We start from the raw sequence: 17125 nt of genomic DNA, 5'->3' as shown, positions 1-17125 counted from the left end.
GATTCAGTCCTTCTTTGGCAGGCCTTTATTGGCCTTGTGGTGGCCATAAGTGCGTGGCTGAGTGTAATAGTCGATGGTGGGGGCAGCCATATTCATCAGCAGCGTGGCAAAGGCGACACCATCCGGGTATCCACCCCAGGCACGGATGACGTAGACCATAACGCCAACACCCGCACCAAAAATCAGACGTCCTCGGTTGCTGGTTGCACCGCTGACCGGATCCGTAATGATAAAAAAAGCACCCAGCATGGTGGCACCACTGAGCAGGTGGAACAGCGGGGAACCATGACTGTCTGACCCGTTACCACTCCAGAAGAGGGTCGCCATAATGGCAATGGCAGCGAGCATCCCCACAGGGCCATGCCAGGTAAATACTTTGCGCCAGATCAGAAAGACGCCGCTGACCAGATAGGCCAGGTTGACCCACATCCAGCCACGACCAGCCATGCCATCAAATACCGGGTTGGCTTCCCACAGTTCATTGATGGTCAGGCTTTTGTTTTCGCGCAACACATCCAGCGGGGTGGCCATACTGATGGCATCAACACTCTGACCCAGGGGGAAAATAGTGAACAGGGCATCGGTCAGGCTGTTGTTATGACCTTCCAGCCCCAGTGGTGGCAGCCAGGTGGTCATTTCCTGTGGGAATGAAATCAGTACCACAACATAGCCCAGCATGGCCGGGTTAAAGGGGTTCTGACCCAGGCCTCCATAGAGATGTTTGCCAATAACCATGCCGAAGGACACAGCGACCAGTGATAGCCACCAGGGGGCAAAGGGCGGCAATGCCAACCCCAGCAGTACGCCGGTCAACAGGGCGCTGCAATCACTCAGGTAGAAGCTCACGGACCGCTTGCGCAGTGATACCACGGCCGCTTCGCAGCCCATCGCAACCAGGGAGCACCAGATAACATTGATCAGTGTACCCCAGCCAAAAAAGACCGTTTGTGCCATCAGACCGGGGATGGTGGCCATGATCACCAGACTCATGACCCGCTGAGTGCTGTTTTGTCCCAGCGCATGGGGTGAGGTCTCTCTTCCCCTCTGGCTGATGGACGATCTGCTATTAATCAAAGCCATTCAACGATTCCGCTCTGTTGTGTCTTTATCATGCTTCCCGGGTTTCCTCCCACGCAGAGCATGGGAACAAGGTGGCTGTAGCTGCAAGTCACGAGAGACTCTCCAGACCCTGTTTCAGCTCAGCCGCCTTTTGTTCCGCTGCCACCAGCTGTTGTTTCAGCGTATCCAGTTCATCTTCACCGGCATTGGCGATTGCTCGCTGAAGTTTTTTCACCGCAGCGTTGGCCATGGCCGACTCGATTTTCAGCTTTTTCGCTTCATCACTTAATGGTGCTTTGGCCTTTTTTGCTGATGGTTTGGCATCCGCAGAAGGGGTTATCGCCGTTTCCGCCGGAGGCTCTGAAGCTTCAGTTTCGAGGCGCTTGATGTTGGCCTGGCACGCTTCGACGGCCTGCTTGAATGACTCGGTGTTCCCATTGTTGCTCTCAACCGCTGCTGCCAGTGCGCGCTCTGCTTTTTTCAAGGCCGCTTTGGCCATGGCCAGTTCAACCTTGCGTTTCTTCTCATTGTCTGAGAGTGCCGGTTTGGCAGCTTTAACGGGCTTCTCTGCACTGTCTTTGCTGGCAGAATACTGACTGTTTTCATCAAACGCCTGCTGAAGTTTACTTACCTGCTCATTCAGCATTGCCAGATTAGACTTCAGTTGTTCAATATCTCCCTTGTCGCCTTTAAGCTCAGCAGAAGCTTCGGCGGCAGCCAGTGCTCTTTCTGTCTTTTTGGCCTGAGCTTTGGCCATGGACAGCTGAACTTTCAGCTCTTTCTGTTTGGCAGAAAGCGGTCTATCAGACGCTTGCCTGGCTGACGCAGGCTCGGAGTTCCCTGCAGCAGCCGCTGCTTTTCTTGCCTTGGCCCGGGCGATAGCGGCCTGGATCGGGTCCTCTTCGGCGTTGGCGTTGCTTTCGGTTTGTTCCGTTGTTTTGGCGGCCTTCAGTTTTGCTGCCCGTTCGGCATTGGCTTTTCGTTTGGCCTCTTTCTCGGTTTTTTCCTGCTCCAGTCTGGCCAGGCGATCTTCGTAGCGCTGTTTGGAGCGCTCGGACTTGGCGTGTTTGGCTTCCTGGGTGCGAATAGCGCCTTTGGATGCCCGGTAATACTGAACCAGCGGAATAGACGACGGGCAGACAAAGGAGCAGGCACCGCACTCGATACAGTCAAAGAGATTGTGGTGCATAAGTTGCTCATGGTTCTCAGCCCTGGCGTGCCAGTAAAGCTGCTGGGGCAGCAATGACGATGGACACGCTTCGGCACAGTGCCCGCAACGGATACAGGCCTGGGCATCCGGTGCTGCCGGAAACTCATCCTCCGTCGCGGCAATCAGACAGTTGGAGGTTTTGATCACCGGGATATCCATGCGATCAACACTGAAGCCCATCATGGGGCCGCCAAACACCAGCGTTGATAATTCGGACGTTTTGAGCGCCGCGTATTGCAGCAGGTCCTGAGCCAGTGTACCGATCAATACGTCTACATTTTGTGGCGCTGCCAGGGCATCACCGGTGAGGGTGGTGATGCGAGAGATCAGTGGCTTGCCGTCCACAATGGCGTCTTTGACGGCAACGGCTGTTCCCACGTTCTGAACCACCATGCCCAGATCCGCAGGCAGTTTTCCGGAAGGCACTTCCTGACCGGTAAGAATCTGGATCAGCTGTTTTTCACCACCGGAAGGGTAGATGGTGGGGAAAACGACAATGTCTATATTTTTGCCAGCCGCCGCCCTGCGCATCGCGGTGATGGCTTCCGGTTTATTATTTTCAATACCCACCAGGCACTCTTGGGCCCCCAGCATATATTGGAGGATTTCTGCGCCCTGAATCACCGCATCAGCCTTTTCCCGCATCAACATATCGTCGGCGGTAATATAGGGCTCACACTCCGTACCATTGATAATCAGGGTATTAATTGCTGTGCCGGGTGCCAGTTTGATGGCGGTAGGGAAGCCAGCGCCACCCATACCGCTGATGCCTGCATCGCGCACTTTTTCTACCAGTTCAGCAGGCGACAGTTGACGATAATCCGCTACGGGGGCCAGTGGACACCATTGCTCCTGACCATCGGTTTCGAGAATGATGCACAGGTCATAAAAGCCGGAGGCATGGGGAATCGGACGGTTCTCAATGGCGGTAACAGTGCCCGAGGTGGGGGCATGCAACGCGGCGCTGACAAAGCCGGACGCTTTGGCAATCATCTGGCCTTTGAGTACTTTGTCCCCCACGCGGATCAGCGGATCAGCAGGCAAACCGGCGTGTTGCGACAATGGCAGCACCAGTGTTTCAGGCAGAGGCGGAACACTAACAGGGCGGCTGGTTGACTGATGCTTGTTTTCTTCCGGGTGAACCCCGCCGGTCAGTGGCCAGATTTTGCGTTCAGAACTTGCTATCACCTGGCTCCCGGCCACAGGGCTCTGTAGGTCCTGGTGTGGGCTTTTTGCGATTGCGTTCATACGGTCTGCCCCCTGAGGTCAGTGGCAATCAAACCAGCCTTGCCATGATTCGGCTGGGGCAGCGCCCAGCTCCATGTCCTGACCGTGATATCCACAGGACGCATTTCGATACAGTCAACAGGGCAGGGCTCAACACAGAGATCGCAACCGGTACACTCATCGGAAATCACCGTATGCATCTGTTTGGCGGCACCCAGGATGGCGTCCACCGGGCAGGCCTGAATGCACTTGGTACAACCGATACACTCCGCTTCCCGGATAAAGGCAACTTTGGTGACCGACTCCTGCCCATGTTCCGCATCCAGCGGCTCAGGCTCTACATCCAGCAGGTCCGCCAGTGTGTTGATGGTTGCCTGACCACCGGGCGGGCACTTATTGATGGCATCGCCATTGGCAATGGCTTCCGCATAAGGGCGACATCCGGGATAACCGCACTGGCCACACTGGGTCTGGGGCAGAATTTCATTAATCTGGTCAACAATCGGGTTGCCTTCCACCTTAAAGCGGATAGCGGCAAAACCGAGAATAGCCCCGAAAATCAGGGCGAGAGCCAGCAGGGCTCCTATAGCGTAAAGAACAATGTCCATGGACTAACGCAACCGCTCCTTCAGCTTTTTATCACGTCTGGCATTTATCATCATGGTTTGAAATCCTGCACTCACAGTTTGATCAGCCCGGTAAAACCCATAAATGCCAACGACATCAGACCGGCGCTGATCATACCGATGGCGGCCCCTCTGAATGGTGTTGGTACATCCGCAGCGGCGATACGCTCACGCATGGCGGAGAACAGCACCAGTACCAGGGAAAAACCGGCCGCCGCACCAAAACCGTAGGTGGCGGAATCCACCAGGGAGCTGTCCATGCGGTTGGTGTTCAGCAGGGCAACCCCGAGTACCGCACAGTTTGTGGTAATCAGTGGCAGGAACACGCCCAGTACCTTATGCAGCAGCGGGCTGGTTTTGCGCACCACCATCTCGGTGAATTGCACCACCACGGCAATCACCAGAATGAATGAGATGGTTTTCAAAAACTCCAGGTTAAGTGGCAATAGAATGTACTTATACGTTAAATAGCTGCAGATAGAGGCCAGTGTCAGCACAAAGGTGGTGGCCATTGACATACCCATGGCTGATTCCAGCTTGTTGGACACGCCCATAAAAGGACACAACCCAAGGAATTGGACCAGTACAAAGTTGTTGACCAGTATGGCGCTGACCAGAATCAGTATCAGTTCGCTCATTGGTTTTCCTGCTGCAATGCCTGGCTCTTAAGAGGCTGTCTGAGAATAGCGCCCGTAGCGAGGATGGCAGAAAATTGAGGATAAAAATTCCGTTTTGTGAGGTGGATAGTGGTTCTATTTGCCGAACAAAACGGAATTTTTAGACCAATTTTCTGCCACCGCAGTAGGGCAGTCTATTCTCAGACAGCCTCTTAGAGCCAGCCGATCAAAAATGCGGTTGGATACCTGATGGAAGGCGTCAAGTATATATTTCCGGAAAAAGCAGATAAATCATGTTTAAAGATGCAAATCGAATAACGATAGGCCGGTAACCGGTTTGGATGCTTTTTTCGGAGGACTCATTGAGTCTTAAATGAACAGCCTCCTGGCTCAGGAGTCGGGGATTATAACGCCACAACAGGCCGGATGCATGTAGTGATGCCTCTAATGGGGCTGACGAATACCGAATAACAGTCAACGAATGCTGTTTTCTCATCAATAAGCCTTTTCAGATCAGCTATCATAATTATCTGCACGTCAATACACCCGCACCCGGTTCACCACAAGTCGGTGGACTGAAATCCCAACATATACTCCATCAGGAGTCCTGCCATGAATAAACCATTGGTCGTTATTACCGGAGCCAGCTCTGGTATTGGTGAAGCCGTTGCCAGGGCCATGAGTCAGCTTGGACATCCATTGTTATTACTGGCCAGAAGGGCCGAGCGCCTGGAGGCCCTTGATCTGACTGACGCACTTTGCCGACGAGTGGATGTGACGGATCGTGATGCCCTGAAACTGGTTATCGAAGAAGCCGAGTCTCGCTATGGACCGACAGACTGTCTTATCAACAATGCCGGGCTAATGCAGCTGGGTCGTGCCGATGAACAGGATCCTGCCGAGTGGGATAACATGGTTGATGTGAATATCAAAGGTGTTTTGAATGGCATCCATGCCGTTGCCGGTCAGATGAAAGCCAGAAAAGGGGGTACCATCTTCAATATCAGTTCAGTGGCCGGTATCAAAAGTTTTCCAAACCATATGGCCTATTGTGGCACCAAGTTTGCCGTGCACGGTTTATCTGAAACCCTGAGAGAAGAGCTGGCTGACGACAGTGTACGGGTGGTAACCATCGCACCGGGAGCGGTAGAAACTGAGCTGCTGAGCCATACAACATCCAGTGAAATCAAGGAGGGCTATGAACAGTGGAAGCACGGCATGGGAGGCGTTATTACGGCAGAGGATATTGCCCGTTGTATAACCTTTGTGTATCAGCAGCCACAAAATGTCTGTATCCGTGAACTGGTAGTGACGGCTACCCGACAAACAGCGTAGAGAATTTACGCTCTGACAGGCACCTGACTCCGACGCCCCCGGGGTTGCCGCGAACATGTTGCAAATGGTCTTGATAAAAGTCGGCTTGCATGTGCATTCATAATGCATGCAAGCCAACTCGAGTCCTCAAATGAGGTTACGTAGTTAACCAAATGGAATCCTATTTTGTGACTTAGTGGACAGGTAATTGAAACTGTCCAGTGTTGTACTGTTCTTGAAGTCTACGGGCGATCTCTGCATCCTCACCCTCTTGTTCAGCCTTGATTCTTATTTGCCTTTGCAGATTTACTTGCTCAAAGAGTGCAATGCGCTCATTTTTCAACTGGACAATTAGCCGTTGCTCTTCTTTTAATGCTTTTAATTGATCCTGGTATTCATTGTATTCCTGCTCGTACTTTCTACAGGATTCAGCTATGGCAGCCTTGTCATGGTTCCGGGGATTAAGCAGGTTTAGAATACAGGAAGCGTACAAAGTGCTATTTCCAGAGAGATTTTCAGTATAATGCCAATGAATAAAGGCTTGTTCGACCTTTTTCATTTCTTTCGGAAGATCTTTAAGGTTTTTATTGTAAATCTGTTCAAGTTGTTGGTAAGGCCAGCTCAGTCTGAATTTTAAAAGCGTATTATAAGGATCATCTTTTACAGGAGTGTGTTGATCGCAGTACTGTTTTAATTGTTTTTCCACATCAAATGACTCTTTAATAGCTTTGATAAATGATTGACCCATTTCCCACTTCACGATCGCGCAGTCTGGCGACAGGCGAGTATGTTCAACCCATGGGATATCATCAGGTTTCCAGTTGCCAATATGCTTATCACACCGATCACAATAAACTGAGTCACTATGTTTACTGTAGGAAAATCCCGCATCAGCCAATTCCCTCGGAGTATGATGGGGGAAGTTCTTCTCAAAGCCCTTGAATGTGGCTGCTTTGGCCATCAGCATATCAGCTCGTTGAGAAGGGCTTGGCGTGTTCTCGTGGGGAAGCCGGGTATGAACATGCTCGGAAGGTGCATGGTGTGATTTGCGGGTATGCAGATATCTTGGCTCAAACGGCGTGCCGGGAGGCGTGTGAATTACCAGTAATTCCGGCACCGGTACATAACAACGAAGCCTGGTAAATGAGTTGCCCGCCAGGGGGTTACGAACGTGAGCCGGTGGATGGCTCTCTTCCCAGGGTTCACTCTGTAGAAGAAGGTATTCACGCTGTTGGGCTCGAAGAACATTCGGGTTAAGCCAATGACATTCCATATTCAGATCCGTCCGGAAGTATATTTGTTTATATCTCTCTGACCAGTTTCTTACAGGAAAGTTCCCTCAGCTAATTCAATTGCTCCCGGCGTTGGGGCGCGCCGGCGCAGCCCTGCGTTGATCAATAAGGTGTTGAATGGTCAGAACGGGATGTTTAAGTAGCATGCGAGGGCCAGCCCATTTCATCACTTCGCGAATTTGTCGGCGTTGCTCCGGTTTGTAGCAGTGGATTTGGCAGTTAGCGCAGGTGGGCTTTTCGACCCCATAAATACAGCGTTCAAGCCGTCGCTTGCTGAATGCCAGCAGAGAGAGGCATTCATTGCACAAGGTGGGGTGCTGGTGATGGTGGTGGCAGTAAAGCTCAATCATGCGAGTGACGGTAAAATATTCACGGGTCAGCCTGGGGTGATCTTTCAGGCGGCCTTTGAGAGCGAGGGGCATAAACAACGTAACCTTCTCTGTTTATAGGAGGCCATCCTCCCATAATCCGCCTTGATTGCCAAATCAGGCCTTCGAAAATAGCACTGACGAGGTCTGATGGCCATTGAGAACCAGCCCATACGTGTCATTTATACCAGTCGACCTGTGACAAAACTGAACTTTTCCCAAGAAATTATTTCTATTACTCAAGTACTGAACAAATTTGCTCAGCCCATTAAAATATTCACTTGAGTCAGTAATTATGCAAACCACTATCAGTAGCTGCCACAATACCCCTTCTACACCAGAGCCTCAGGCTGCAGGCCAGTCATTACCAGAGAACATTACTGTTAACCCCAGCGCTGTAAAGGAGACTGTTTCACGATATATCATCGAACATCAAAAAATCCCCTTGTCCTTAAGAACTGTATTAAAACTGACAAACGAAGCCTGCCTCTCGCTGCTCAAAAAAATTCCTTCAGGTGGAACAGAGTCAGAAAAAAAAGAAGCAATTCATCGTATGGTTGAAGAAATGATCTATCCCGGCCTGCCCAGTGTTAAGCTTCAGGCAATTGATGATTTATTTAAGCGCCTCTCCCTGGTAGCAAAGAAGCTTGAATATAAAGATATCCATACCAGTGAGTTTATCCATCGACGGGAAGTATCGGAGGCAAGCAATGAATCACTAACCTGTGTTAAATTGGGGTACCTGAGTTTTAATGTTTATGACGAAATTGACAGCATAAAATCCCGTATAAAGGTGATCAACAAGGTTACTCAATGGGTGTGCGACTATCTGCAAAAACTGCCGGACAGTCGGGTAACTTTTATATCCATGGGGGCTGGAGCATTGTTGATGGAGCAGCTGATTCACCAGCAAATCACCAAGAGCGGGGTATCAGATAAAAAAATTGCCTGGCGCTGTATAGATATTGATTACGACGAGGGTTCTTCTCGTTCCCCGGTGACTTCACCGACCCTTAAAAATGTCAGAAAACAGTTTATAGAGGGAAAAAATGTCCGGTTTTTTACTACAGCAACCACCTACCTGAACAAAACGTTAAATGGTCAGCAACTCCGGACCACAGATAAAGAAAATAGTGCGATTGTCATTTTAGAATTTAACCCGCCCACACCCACTCATGGCAACAGTCAAGAAACATCTTGTAATACTGGCGGATATATAGTGTCAGGCGCACGCTGTGAGATTGCCAAGGCAAATTCTGTTTTCTTATTAATTGGAGCAGAAGATCAACATTCAGATCTTGAAGAGTTTGTTCGTAAACTTGATTCTTCAAAGGTATGGATGAGTTCATCAATGCAATTCATTAAAGTTTCAATAAATGTCTCAGGTGAGCCGGAAGTTTACCTTTCAGAATTCTATAAAGAGAAATGTGAAGCACTCGGTTTGCAGTTCAAAAGCATTGTGTTATCTCATTTGAATCAACAAAAGACTACCGATTCCCCAATCATCAGGGCTGAAAAGGCACTCAATGAACTAAAAGAATTCATTCTCCATACTGGCTGGTCTGCACAGATGTTTCCATATTCAGAATACAGTGACAGCGTTGATCAACTCACCAGACACTTTTACAGCGGGCAACAAGACAGTATTGATCGGTCTCCCGGGACGTTGTTCAAACTGCAAAACAAACAGATAACCATTACCGATAGTGCAGGTTTCGCAGCTTTGAGCAGTCAAGTTTCCGTATAGAAGAGAACCGGGGCTTCTCTCCATTAAAGACAAAGTCAGCTCAACCGGGCCTGTTGACGCGTTGCGAGTACGCAACGAAACGTCAACAGGCCCTTTTGAGCGTTTTCACTTTAGTGTTATGTGCTGTTATGCTCCCGCCCACCGTTATAAAAAAATTGTCGGTTTGTACAATTTCTGTGCAATTAAATGGGAAGCAAAAGATGTCTGAGACGGTTAGCCGTGAATTGCTTGAAAAGGCCAAATTAAATCAGGAAACCTCATTAATAGCCTGGTCTGAACTGCTGCGTTACTTTGCCCGGGGGGTTGTGCTGCAAGTGGATGATTCGCTGGACCTGATTGATGTTGGCTATCAGATCTCGGAAGACAATAAATCAGCGGTAGAAGCCTGGGTTGAACAGGGTGTCCTGGGGGCGGTCAGCGATGAGCAGGCCCAGTCCTGGGTTACCGATAATCGTGATCTGTGGGCGGTTGTGGTTCGCCCCTGGGTACTGGTGCAGGAAAGAGAGCAGGAAAGACGGTAGGTGCTGTGTCGAAAAAAAGGGATCAGCAACCTTTCACTGAAAGCTGTCTTGTTGATACCTTTTTCATTTTTTTTGCTGACAGCTTTTGCTGGCCTCTGTTGAACTTAATTGCTGATTGATGGTCTTAACAAGGAGATTGCCTCGAAAGGAACTTCCAAAATGAACCCTACCCTTGGATCGTCATTCAGTCTTCCCCTTGCGCAAATGGTTGCCAAAAAAGACGCTGCTTGCCAAACCAAATGTTGTGGCCAGGTGCCAACGGCCAACGGCAGGGCTGTCGATTTCGCACAACCCAGCGAATCGGTCTGTCCGGACATTGGCGCGGAAAATAATATCACGACAGAGAAATCCCTGTCTGATTACGGCGTACAGTTTGTCAGTAAGACCCTGCAGGGCAGCAATATGTTGTTTCGCAGTGTGGCCGGGTTCGCCTCTCACCATGCTCCGGTCATAGGGCAGGGGCTGATGTTTCTGGCGACAATGCCTGCCCAGGCCGGTGCATACCCAGTGAGTACCAGCCCGGCATACAACAATGGGGCAAACGCCGCAGGTACCCCGTACACGCCATCCTTAGCGTACCCAACGACAAACCTGACCACGACCTCTAACCCTACCCCCGATTCCGATGACGTTCATTTAATCTTGGGTCTTATGTTCGGTGCAATACCCCTTACTTGTGTCCTTATGGGTGTTTATGGCTACTGTAGCGGGGCCTATAGCAGCTATAAGCAACTCAAGAGTGACAACCCGCATGCATTAAAACGCCATGCCCTTCAAGCTGCACTCAAAGACCCATGGTATGCCCACGGAGCTGAGCATCGCCAAGCGTGTGACAGGCTTGTCCTTCCTGACCCGAACCAAAGCCCCCCTGAGCCAGCTACCCGTGAGAAAGCAACACAAACAATCTGTGAGAAGGGAACACAGACGGAACCCGTAATTGATGAATCAGCACCACAAGGTTATCAACCACCAACCTATGCAGAAGCAATAACTTTCTCGGTTAGATAAGATGGGCAACTGACCAGGTGATCGTTCACCAGCCCCATTGCCTGCATATAGGCATAACAGATCGTGCTGCCAACAAAACTAAAACCGCGTTTTTTCAGACCGTCACTCATGCGGTCTGAAATATCGCTGGTGGCTGGTACGTCACTCATGGATTGTCGCTGGTTGATGATGGGCTGATGGTTTACAAACGACCACAGATAATGGCTGAAGCTGCCAAATTCCTCCTGCACCCGGATAAACGCCCTGGCATTGTTAATGGCGCTCCGAATTTTCAGCCGGTTGCGGATAATGCCTTTGTCCTGCATCAGCTTTTCAATATCCAGGTCTGTCATTCTGGCCACTTGTTGAACGTCAAATTGATGAAATGCTTTCCGGTAGCCTTCTCGGCGCTTCAGGATGGTGATCCAGCTCAGACCTGCCTGGGCACCTTCAAGAATCAGGAATTCAAAGAGTTTCTGGTCGTTATGACAGGGAACGCCCCACTCTTCGTCATGGTATCGGGTGTAGAGTTCATTGCCATGACACCAGCTGCATCGAGAATCACTCAAGATAAAAAACTCCTTTTGTCAGGCGCTTGCCAACAGGGCTAGTTTGCCAATTACATCAGATAGTGCATTTATTTGCAGTTTTCTGGCTACCAGCAACAATGGCAGTTAAGATAGTTGTTTACTTTATTAAAGGCATAAACAGATGAAGATAGCCAAAGAGAAAGTGGCTCTGTTCCATTACACTCTGAAAAATGATGCGGGAGAAGTTCTCGACAGTTCGGAAGGCGAGTCACCTATGGCTTATCTTCACGGTGAGAACAATATTGTCGAAGGGCTGGAAAATGCCCTGGAAGGCAAGCAGGCTGGGGACAAGTTTGATGTGGTGGTTGAGCCTGCTGAAGGCTACGGCGAGTACGACGAAAGTCTGGTGCAGCCGGTACCGAAAGAGCAGTTTGGTGACCATCCTGTAGAGGTGGGTAACCAGTTCCATGCCGATACCGCCATTGGCCCACGTATTGTCACCGTGGTAGCTATTGATGATGAAGAGGACCAGGTGGTGATCGACGCTAACCATTCCTTGGCGGGTGAGAATCTGCACTTTAGCGTTGAAGTGGTTGAGGTTCGTGAAGCCACCAAGGAAGAGCTGGACCATGGTCATGTGCATGGGCCTGGCGGACATGTTCACTGAGTCCATCAAAACCCACAGTATGAAGTGTTGAGCAGAACGTTGATCTCATAAAGAAGCCGGATACCTCCGACTTCTTTGTGGCAACTATATCGTGATATAAACCGCATGCCGGGTTTTATGGTGAGTGAGAAGCTGAATATTGCTAAGCACGCCACTTTCCACCATGGAGCGAAAAGCCAGGGCTATTCTCATTTTCTGCAGATCATCCTGATGTTCCCACAGGCCAAGCTCCTCCATCAGCACCCGGATCTTGAAGGTTTTACCCTTATGCATGGTATCGATTACCTGTTGTAAAGGTGCTAACAGAAGGTTCAGGCGCATACATCTCTCCTTACCAATTCAGAATCCCAGGCTGCTTAGCCCAGTTTTTTAAAAGCTATGGGTGTTATAAGCTTTCTGCTTATATCCGTAGAATCTTAAATATGGCTCCGGAAATGATTTTTGACCGTTAGACCTTGGTTTGAGTCACTTGATCGAGATCTGGAGGGAGATGTTATTGCGGATACTGTTTTTGCCAGTCCCAAGCGAAAAAACAAACAATCAACTCATCAGATGAGTTGATTGTTTGTTCTGGTTGTTAACCAATAAAAGGACTGAGCAGCAGGTAAAGGTAACGGGCAGCGATACCGGCACAGATACCACCAATCGTGTGAGCCAGAATGGCTTTTGAGGTTAGCTGGCGAAAGCCAAGAGAGTCCAGCATGGCGGTATGGGTGCTCAGATAACCACTCCAGCACATACCCATAGCAGTAAACACGGCAATATCACTGCCGCCAATAATGCCCTGGCTGATAAAGTTTGGTACCAGCGACATGGCGGCACCAACCGCGCCCAGCGAGGTAATGGGGAAGGCAACCAGTTCGGCATGATCAAAACCAAACAGCAGCTCAAACAGCCAGGTAACATGGCTGGCCAGTTTTGGCAGCAGGGCCACTCCCTCAAACGCTCCACCGGTGTAGCCGGTTACTGGTGCGCCAAAGGTCAGCACCATAACAAACGTACTGATGATTAATACTCCGGGAATAATCGCTACCCCCATTTTGACACCGCCTTTACCGCCATCCAGCAGAGCGTTGAGGAATCTCAACCAGACCGGATCTGTAGAGCTGTGGTCATCCAGAAGTTCACTGTGAGTATCTTTAATACTTAGCTCATGCAGTCGGGGATCATTCCGGATAAGGCGCTGCATCAGCCGTGTGGATATGATGGCTCCAACAAGGGCACCGCCCAGGCCAATCATGGCCGGCAGGAAATAGGTTGCGCCAGTCTCATTGTTCTGCAGGGTTGCCATAAAGGTGATGACAATGAGTCCCATACCGAAAGAGGTACCGAAATTGGTCAGTGAGATGATTTCGGGCACTTTAAAGGAGTGGTTGAAACGCCTGTCTTTTGCCAGACCAATGATGGCCGGGTTATCTGAGAAAAAGGTCATCATGGCCGCCATGGCAGCACGGCCGGGGAGATTGAACACAGGTCTCATTAATGGGACCAGCAGCCGTTCAATCAGGGAAATAACATGGAACTCCATCAGCAGACGGCCTGCGGCACCGGTCAATACGGTGATTCCCATCAGGAACAATACAGTGTTTAACAACAGCTGGTGTGCGGTGTTGAAGAGGGTGTTGAACATGTGGGTAACACCCATGGTCTGGCCAATGTAGCCAAACAACAGCCCTGCCAGAAGAAGCAGGACTAACGGCTCTACGATTTGACGTACACCCGTTGAGGTTTCCGATTTGGTCGAGACTGCATCACTCATAGAAATACCAGAAAGAAAGGAACCTTCAGATTAGACAATATTTTTTGGTCCCGCAGTATCGGTATTAGTCAGAAAAGGAATAAGTGCAGGCGAGATAGATTATTGATTTGAACGTCGGAACTAATCAAAGTGACAGGCAGTCAAAGCTTATTTGCCTGTCACTTTATATCCGGGATTATCGGTTGCGATCAATGCTCCCGGGTCGTTCGGAAAGTCACATCCGGGTAGCGCTCTTCTGCCAGGGAAAGGTTGACCCGGGTGGGTGCCAGATAAGTCAGGTGGCCACCGCCATCCATGGCCAGGTTATCAGCGCACTTGCGCTCGAACTCTTCCAGCTTTTTCTGGTCACTGCAGTCAATCCAGCGCGCGGTGTTGACGTTAACCGGCTCATAGATCGCTTCAACCTTGTATTCATCTTTCAGTCGGCGCATGACCACATCGAACTGCAGTACACCCACTGCCCCCAGGATCAGGTCATTATTGTTCACTGGCATGAATAGCTGGGTAGCACCCTCTTCTGAGAGCTGTTGCAGGCCCTTTTGCAGTTGCTTGAGCTTTAATGGGTCTTTCAGGCGGACGCGGCGGAACAGCTCGGGCGCAAAGTGAGGGATGCCCATAAACTTGAGCATTTCACCCTGGGTAAAGGTGTCACCAATCTGGATAGTCCCGTGGTTGTGCAGACCGATGATATCACCGGAGGTCGCTTCATCCACATGGGAACGGTCGCCCGCCAGGAACGTCACGGCATCGGCAATTTTTACATCCTTACCGATACGAACATGTTTCATTTTCATATTCCGCGTGTATTTGCCGGAACAGATTCTCAGAAAGGCAATGCGGTCACGGTGTTTGGGGTCCATATTGGCCTGGATTTTAAAGACGAACCCTGAGAAGTTCCCTTCATTGGCGACCACCGTGCGTTCATTGGTTTCCCGGGGCATGGGGGAGGGAGCCCACTTGACAAAATCATCCAGCATTTCCCGAACGCCGAAGTTGGCCAGTGCGGTACCAAAGAAGACCGGAGTCATCCGACCGGCAAGGTACTCTTCCAGGTCAAACTCATGGCTGGCACCTTTCACCAGCTCAATTTCCTCCATCAACTCTTCATGGAGATCACCCAGCAGGGTTCTGGCTTCTGCTGATTCCAGACCTTTGATCCGGATATCTTCCGGAATCACACTGGCCTGACCGGGTTTGAACACATGAATGGTATCGGTATAGAGGTTATAAACCCCTTTGAACTGTTTACCCATGCCGATAGGCCAGGTGATAGGTGCACACTGGATTTTCAGAATATCTTCAATTTCATCCAGTACTTCAATCTGGTCACGGACTTCACGGTCCATTTTATTGACGAAGGTAAATATTGGCGTGTCCCGTAGACGGCAGACTTCCATCAGTTTGATGGTGCGATCTTCAACACCTTTGGCTCCATCGATGACCATAAGGCAGCTGTCAACAGCGGTCAGTGTCCGGTAGGTGTCCTCGGAGAAGTCTTCGTGTCCGGGCGTATCCAGAAGGTTTACCGTACGACCGTCATAGGGAAACTGCATCACCGAGGTGGTGATGGAGATACCACGCTCCTGTTCCATCTTCATCCAGTCAGAGGTGGCCATACGCCCGCTCTTGCGGCCTTTTACCGTACCGGCAAGCTGAATGGCACCGCCGAGCAGCAGGAGCTTTTCGGTAATTGTGGTTTTACCGGCATCGGGGTGGGAGATGATAGCAAAAGTGCGTCTGGCTTCAACTTCCCGGAGAAGTGGTGACGTTGTTGGAGGCATGAGCGGGTTCCAGATTGTGTACGTATCTCTGTACACAGGTGCCTACCGCAAAGAAGGGATGTGTACAAAATAAGAAAATAATCAAAATTTGGGTGAATTATCCAAATCGGGGGGATGACTGCAAGTAGGCTGGCGGTCAGTCCGGTGATTCTGTGGTTTAAAAAACGAATACCGGACTGGATTTTCAACTCGCTGAATTGGCAAGAGATGGTAATTAATCGTGAGGTGTCTAGGAGGCTGTCCGAGAATAGCGCCCGTAGCGAGGATGGCAGAAAATTGAGGATAAAAAGTCGGAAATTTTTAGTGAATAGTGGTTCTATTTGCTAAAAATTTCCGACTTTTTAGACCAATTTGCTGCCACCGCAGTAGGGCAGTCTATTCTCGGACAGCCTCCTAGGGGCCAGAGGGCTTGAAATCAATCATTATTCGAGCTGGCTGATGATACCAGTTGGAAAAATTGAACCATGCCGGATAATCCATTCTGGTGGTCAGTTGATACTTCTGCTGGTTTTGAGTCCTGTGGACAACCCGTGGCAAAATGGTTCCGGCTTTCATGCCGTTGGTGACTTTACGTTGCACATTCACCGTTACCTGTTCAGTGACTTCGCCTGAAACGTCATCAAAGTGGGTGAAGGTTACGTCAACGTCTACAGGGTAATCGACAATACCCCACCAGTTCTCCTGGTCAACGAGAAGAAAGCGGCCTTGCTTCATTTGCTGCCGGTCGAACATTTCCTGTTCTCTGGCGTTGATCATGGCGTCTTCGTTGAAGGCTAAATCTGAGTACCGTATCGCTCCACCATGTGCAACTTTATAATCCGTAATCTTCCAGGGTGAGTCTTCCGGGAGTTCAATCGATGTCAGGCTGGCAGCGCCCAGATAGGGCGAGGTTGCATGGACCACTGAGTAGATGGTTGCTGCGGCAACAGCGATGACTGTCAGCACCACCGCGACCCCAATCAGCCCGTCTGACACCCGTTCACTGAAGGAAGAATCGTTGTCAATGGTATAGCCTCTCCCGAAAAACGGGCCATCCCACCATCCCAGGTGTGAATGATGATGGGTGTGTTCAATATGTATATTGTCGGGGTTACCTGAACGGGAAGGGTAGTAGTAACGATTGAGCTTAAGCTGAAACAACGCCATATGCCGGTAGTCGATCGGCAGAGAGTAGCTGCTATAACTTAGCCTGGGAAATCCGGTATGGCTACTGGCATAATCAAGCTGCGGATAAGTGACAAAAATGGTCAGAACCAGAAGTAAGGCTATGTTTGGTAGCCTGTTGACAACTTGTGCGGGCATTCTAACACTCCGGGTGGAAATTTCTCCGCTAATCAATTCGGAATGAAATCTTCCAACGTGTTTGGTAAATACTATGTTTAACTCCATTAGATCCGGGTTGTATGGAAAAGTTCCATTT

At 50.0% G+C, this 17125-nt stretch carries 16 protein-coding genes; 5 read left to right on the top strand and 11 right to left on the bottom strand.

Features of this window, described 5'->3' with window-relative positions; all coding sequences use genetic code 11:
• Positions 1-3: 3 nt before the first annotated feature.
• The 4 genes from rsxD to rsxA all read right to left on the bottom strand — a co-directional run bounded on the left by rsxD (position 4) and on the right by rsxA (position 4760).
• A complete protein-coding gene (gene rsxD / locus J7439_RS08260) occupies positions 4-1080 on the bottom strand; it encodes an electron transport complex subunit RsxD (protein WP_209201350.1) in 1077 nt (358 codons plus the stop codon).
• An 88-nt stretch (positions 1081-1168) separates the two neighbouring features.
• On the bottom strand, positions 1169-3517 hold the full coding sequence (rsxC, locus tag J7439_RS08255; protein WP_209201349.1) for an electron transport complex subunit RsxC: 2349 nt from the start codon (positions 3515-3517) through the stop codon (positions 1169-1171).
• The gene (gene rsxB, locus J7439_RS08250; protein ID WP_163372540.1) at positions 3514-4104 is read right to left on the bottom strand and encodes an electron transport complex subunit RsxB; all 591 of its coding nucleotides are present in this window, start codon (positions 4102-4104) and stop codon (positions 3514-3516) included. The genes rsxC and rsxB overlap by 4 nt, the downstream gene beginning before the upstream one ends.
• A gap of 71 nt (positions 4105-4175) precedes the next feature.
• Entirely contained in the window at positions 4176-4760 is a 585-nt protein-coding gene (rsxA, locus tag J7439_RS08245; protein ID WP_020581588.1) for an electron transport complex subunit RsxA, read from the bottom strand.
• A gap of 591 nt (positions 4761-5351) precedes the next feature.
• Between rsxA and J7439_RS08240 the strand changes: the two genes are divergently transcribed.
• Positions 5352-6074: an SDR family oxidoreductase gene (locus tag J7439_RS08240; RefSeq protein ID WP_209201348.1), complete on the top strand. Its 723-nt coding sequence runs from the start codon at positions 5352-5354 to the stop codon at positions 6072-6074.
• Between the two features lie 172 nt (positions 6075-6246).
• On the opposite strand, the gene J7439_RS08235 is transcribed toward J7439_RS08240, so the two are convergent.
• Both J7439_RS08235 and J7439_RS08230 read right to left on the bottom strand, forming a co-directional pair.
• A complete protein-coding gene (locus tag J7439_RS08235) occupies positions 6247-7014 on the bottom strand; it encodes a hypothetical protein (RefSeq protein WP_209201347.1) in 768 nt (255 codons plus the stop codon).
• Between the two features lie 387 nt (positions 7015-7401).
• Positions 7402-7767, bottom strand: a complete 366-nt coding sequence (locus J7439_RS08230) for a nitrous oxide-stimulated promoter family protein (protein ID WP_209201346.1) — start codon at positions 7765-7767, stop codon at positions 7402-7404.
• A gap of 241 nt (positions 7768-8008) precedes the next feature.
• Between J7439_RS08230 and J7439_RS08225 the strand changes: the two genes are divergently transcribed.
• The 3 genes from J7439_RS08225 to J7439_RS08215 all read left to right on the top strand — a co-directional run bounded on the left by J7439_RS08225 (position 8009) and on the right by J7439_RS08215 (position 10989).
• Positions 8009-9460: a hypothetical protein gene (locus tag J7439_RS08225; RefSeq protein ID WP_209201345.1), complete on the top strand. Its 1452-nt coding sequence runs from the start codon at positions 8009-8011 to the stop codon at positions 9458-9460.
• 200 nt (positions 9461-9660) lie between these two features.
• The gene (locus J7439_RS08220) at positions 9661-9981 is read left to right on the top strand and encodes a DUF2288 domain-containing protein (protein WP_209201344.1); all 321 of its coding nucleotides are present in this window, start codon (positions 9661-9663) and stop codon (positions 9979-9981) included.
• 159 nt (positions 9982-10140) lie between these two features.
• Entirely contained in the window at positions 10141-10989 is an 849-nt protein-coding gene (locus J7439_RS08215) for a hypothetical protein (RefSeq protein ID WP_209201343.1), read from the top strand.
• Here the strand turns inward: J7439_RS08215 and J7439_RS08210 are convergent.
• On the bottom strand, positions 10956-11537 hold the full coding sequence (locus tag J7439_RS08210; RefSeq protein WP_209276019.1) for a DNA-3-methyladenine glycosylase I: 582 nt from the start codon (positions 11535-11537) through the stop codon (positions 10956-10958). The genes J7439_RS08215 and J7439_RS08210 overlap by 34 nt on opposite strands.
• A gap of 142 nt (positions 11538-11679) precedes the next feature.
• Between J7439_RS08210 and J7439_RS08205 the strand changes: the two genes are divergently transcribed.
• A complete protein-coding gene (locus J7439_RS08205) occupies positions 11680-12165 on the top strand; it encodes an FKBP-type peptidyl-prolyl cis-trans isomerase (RefSeq protein ID WP_209201342.1) in 486 nt (161 codons plus the stop codon).
• 84 nt (positions 12166-12249) lie between these two features.
• On the opposite strand, the gene J7439_RS08200 is transcribed toward J7439_RS08205, so the two are convergent.
• The 4 genes from J7439_RS08200 to J7439_RS08185 form a co-directional block, all read right to left on the bottom strand.
• Entirely contained in the window at positions 12250-12486 is a 237-nt protein-coding gene (locus J7439_RS08200; protein WP_209201341.1) for a hypothetical protein, read from the bottom strand.
• Positions 12487-12742: 256 nt separating this feature from the next.
• The gene (locus tag J7439_RS08195; protein ID WP_209201340.1) at positions 12743-13924 is read right to left on the bottom strand and encodes a CD0519/CD1768 family membrane protein; all 1182 of its coding nucleotides are present in this window, start codon (positions 13922-13924) and stop codon (positions 12743-12745) included.
• 188 nt (positions 13925-14112) lie between these two features.
• Complete coding sequence (locus J7439_RS08190; protein WP_209201339.1) at positions 14113-15705, bottom strand: peptide chain release factor 3; 1593 nt, start codon at positions 15703-15705, stop codon at positions 14113-14115.
• A 393-nt stretch (positions 15706-16098) separates the two neighbouring features.
• Positions 16099-17007 carry a hypothetical protein gene (locus tag J7439_RS08185; protein ID WP_209201338.1) on the bottom strand — a complete coding sequence of 303 codons (909 nt, stop codon included), beginning with the start codon at positions 17005-17007 and terminating at the stop codon, positions 16099-16101.
• Positions 17008-17125 lie beyond the last annotated feature (118 nt).

The sequence above is a fragment of the Salinisphaera sp. G21_0 genome, assembly GCF_017744115.1.
Taxonomy (GTDB): Bacteria; Pseudomonadota; Gammaproteobacteria; order Pseudomonadales; family Endozoicomonadaceae; genus Endozoicomonas.
Note: the sequence above shows the minus strand (reverse complement) of the source record. Positions and strands in the feature narration are given on the sequence as shown.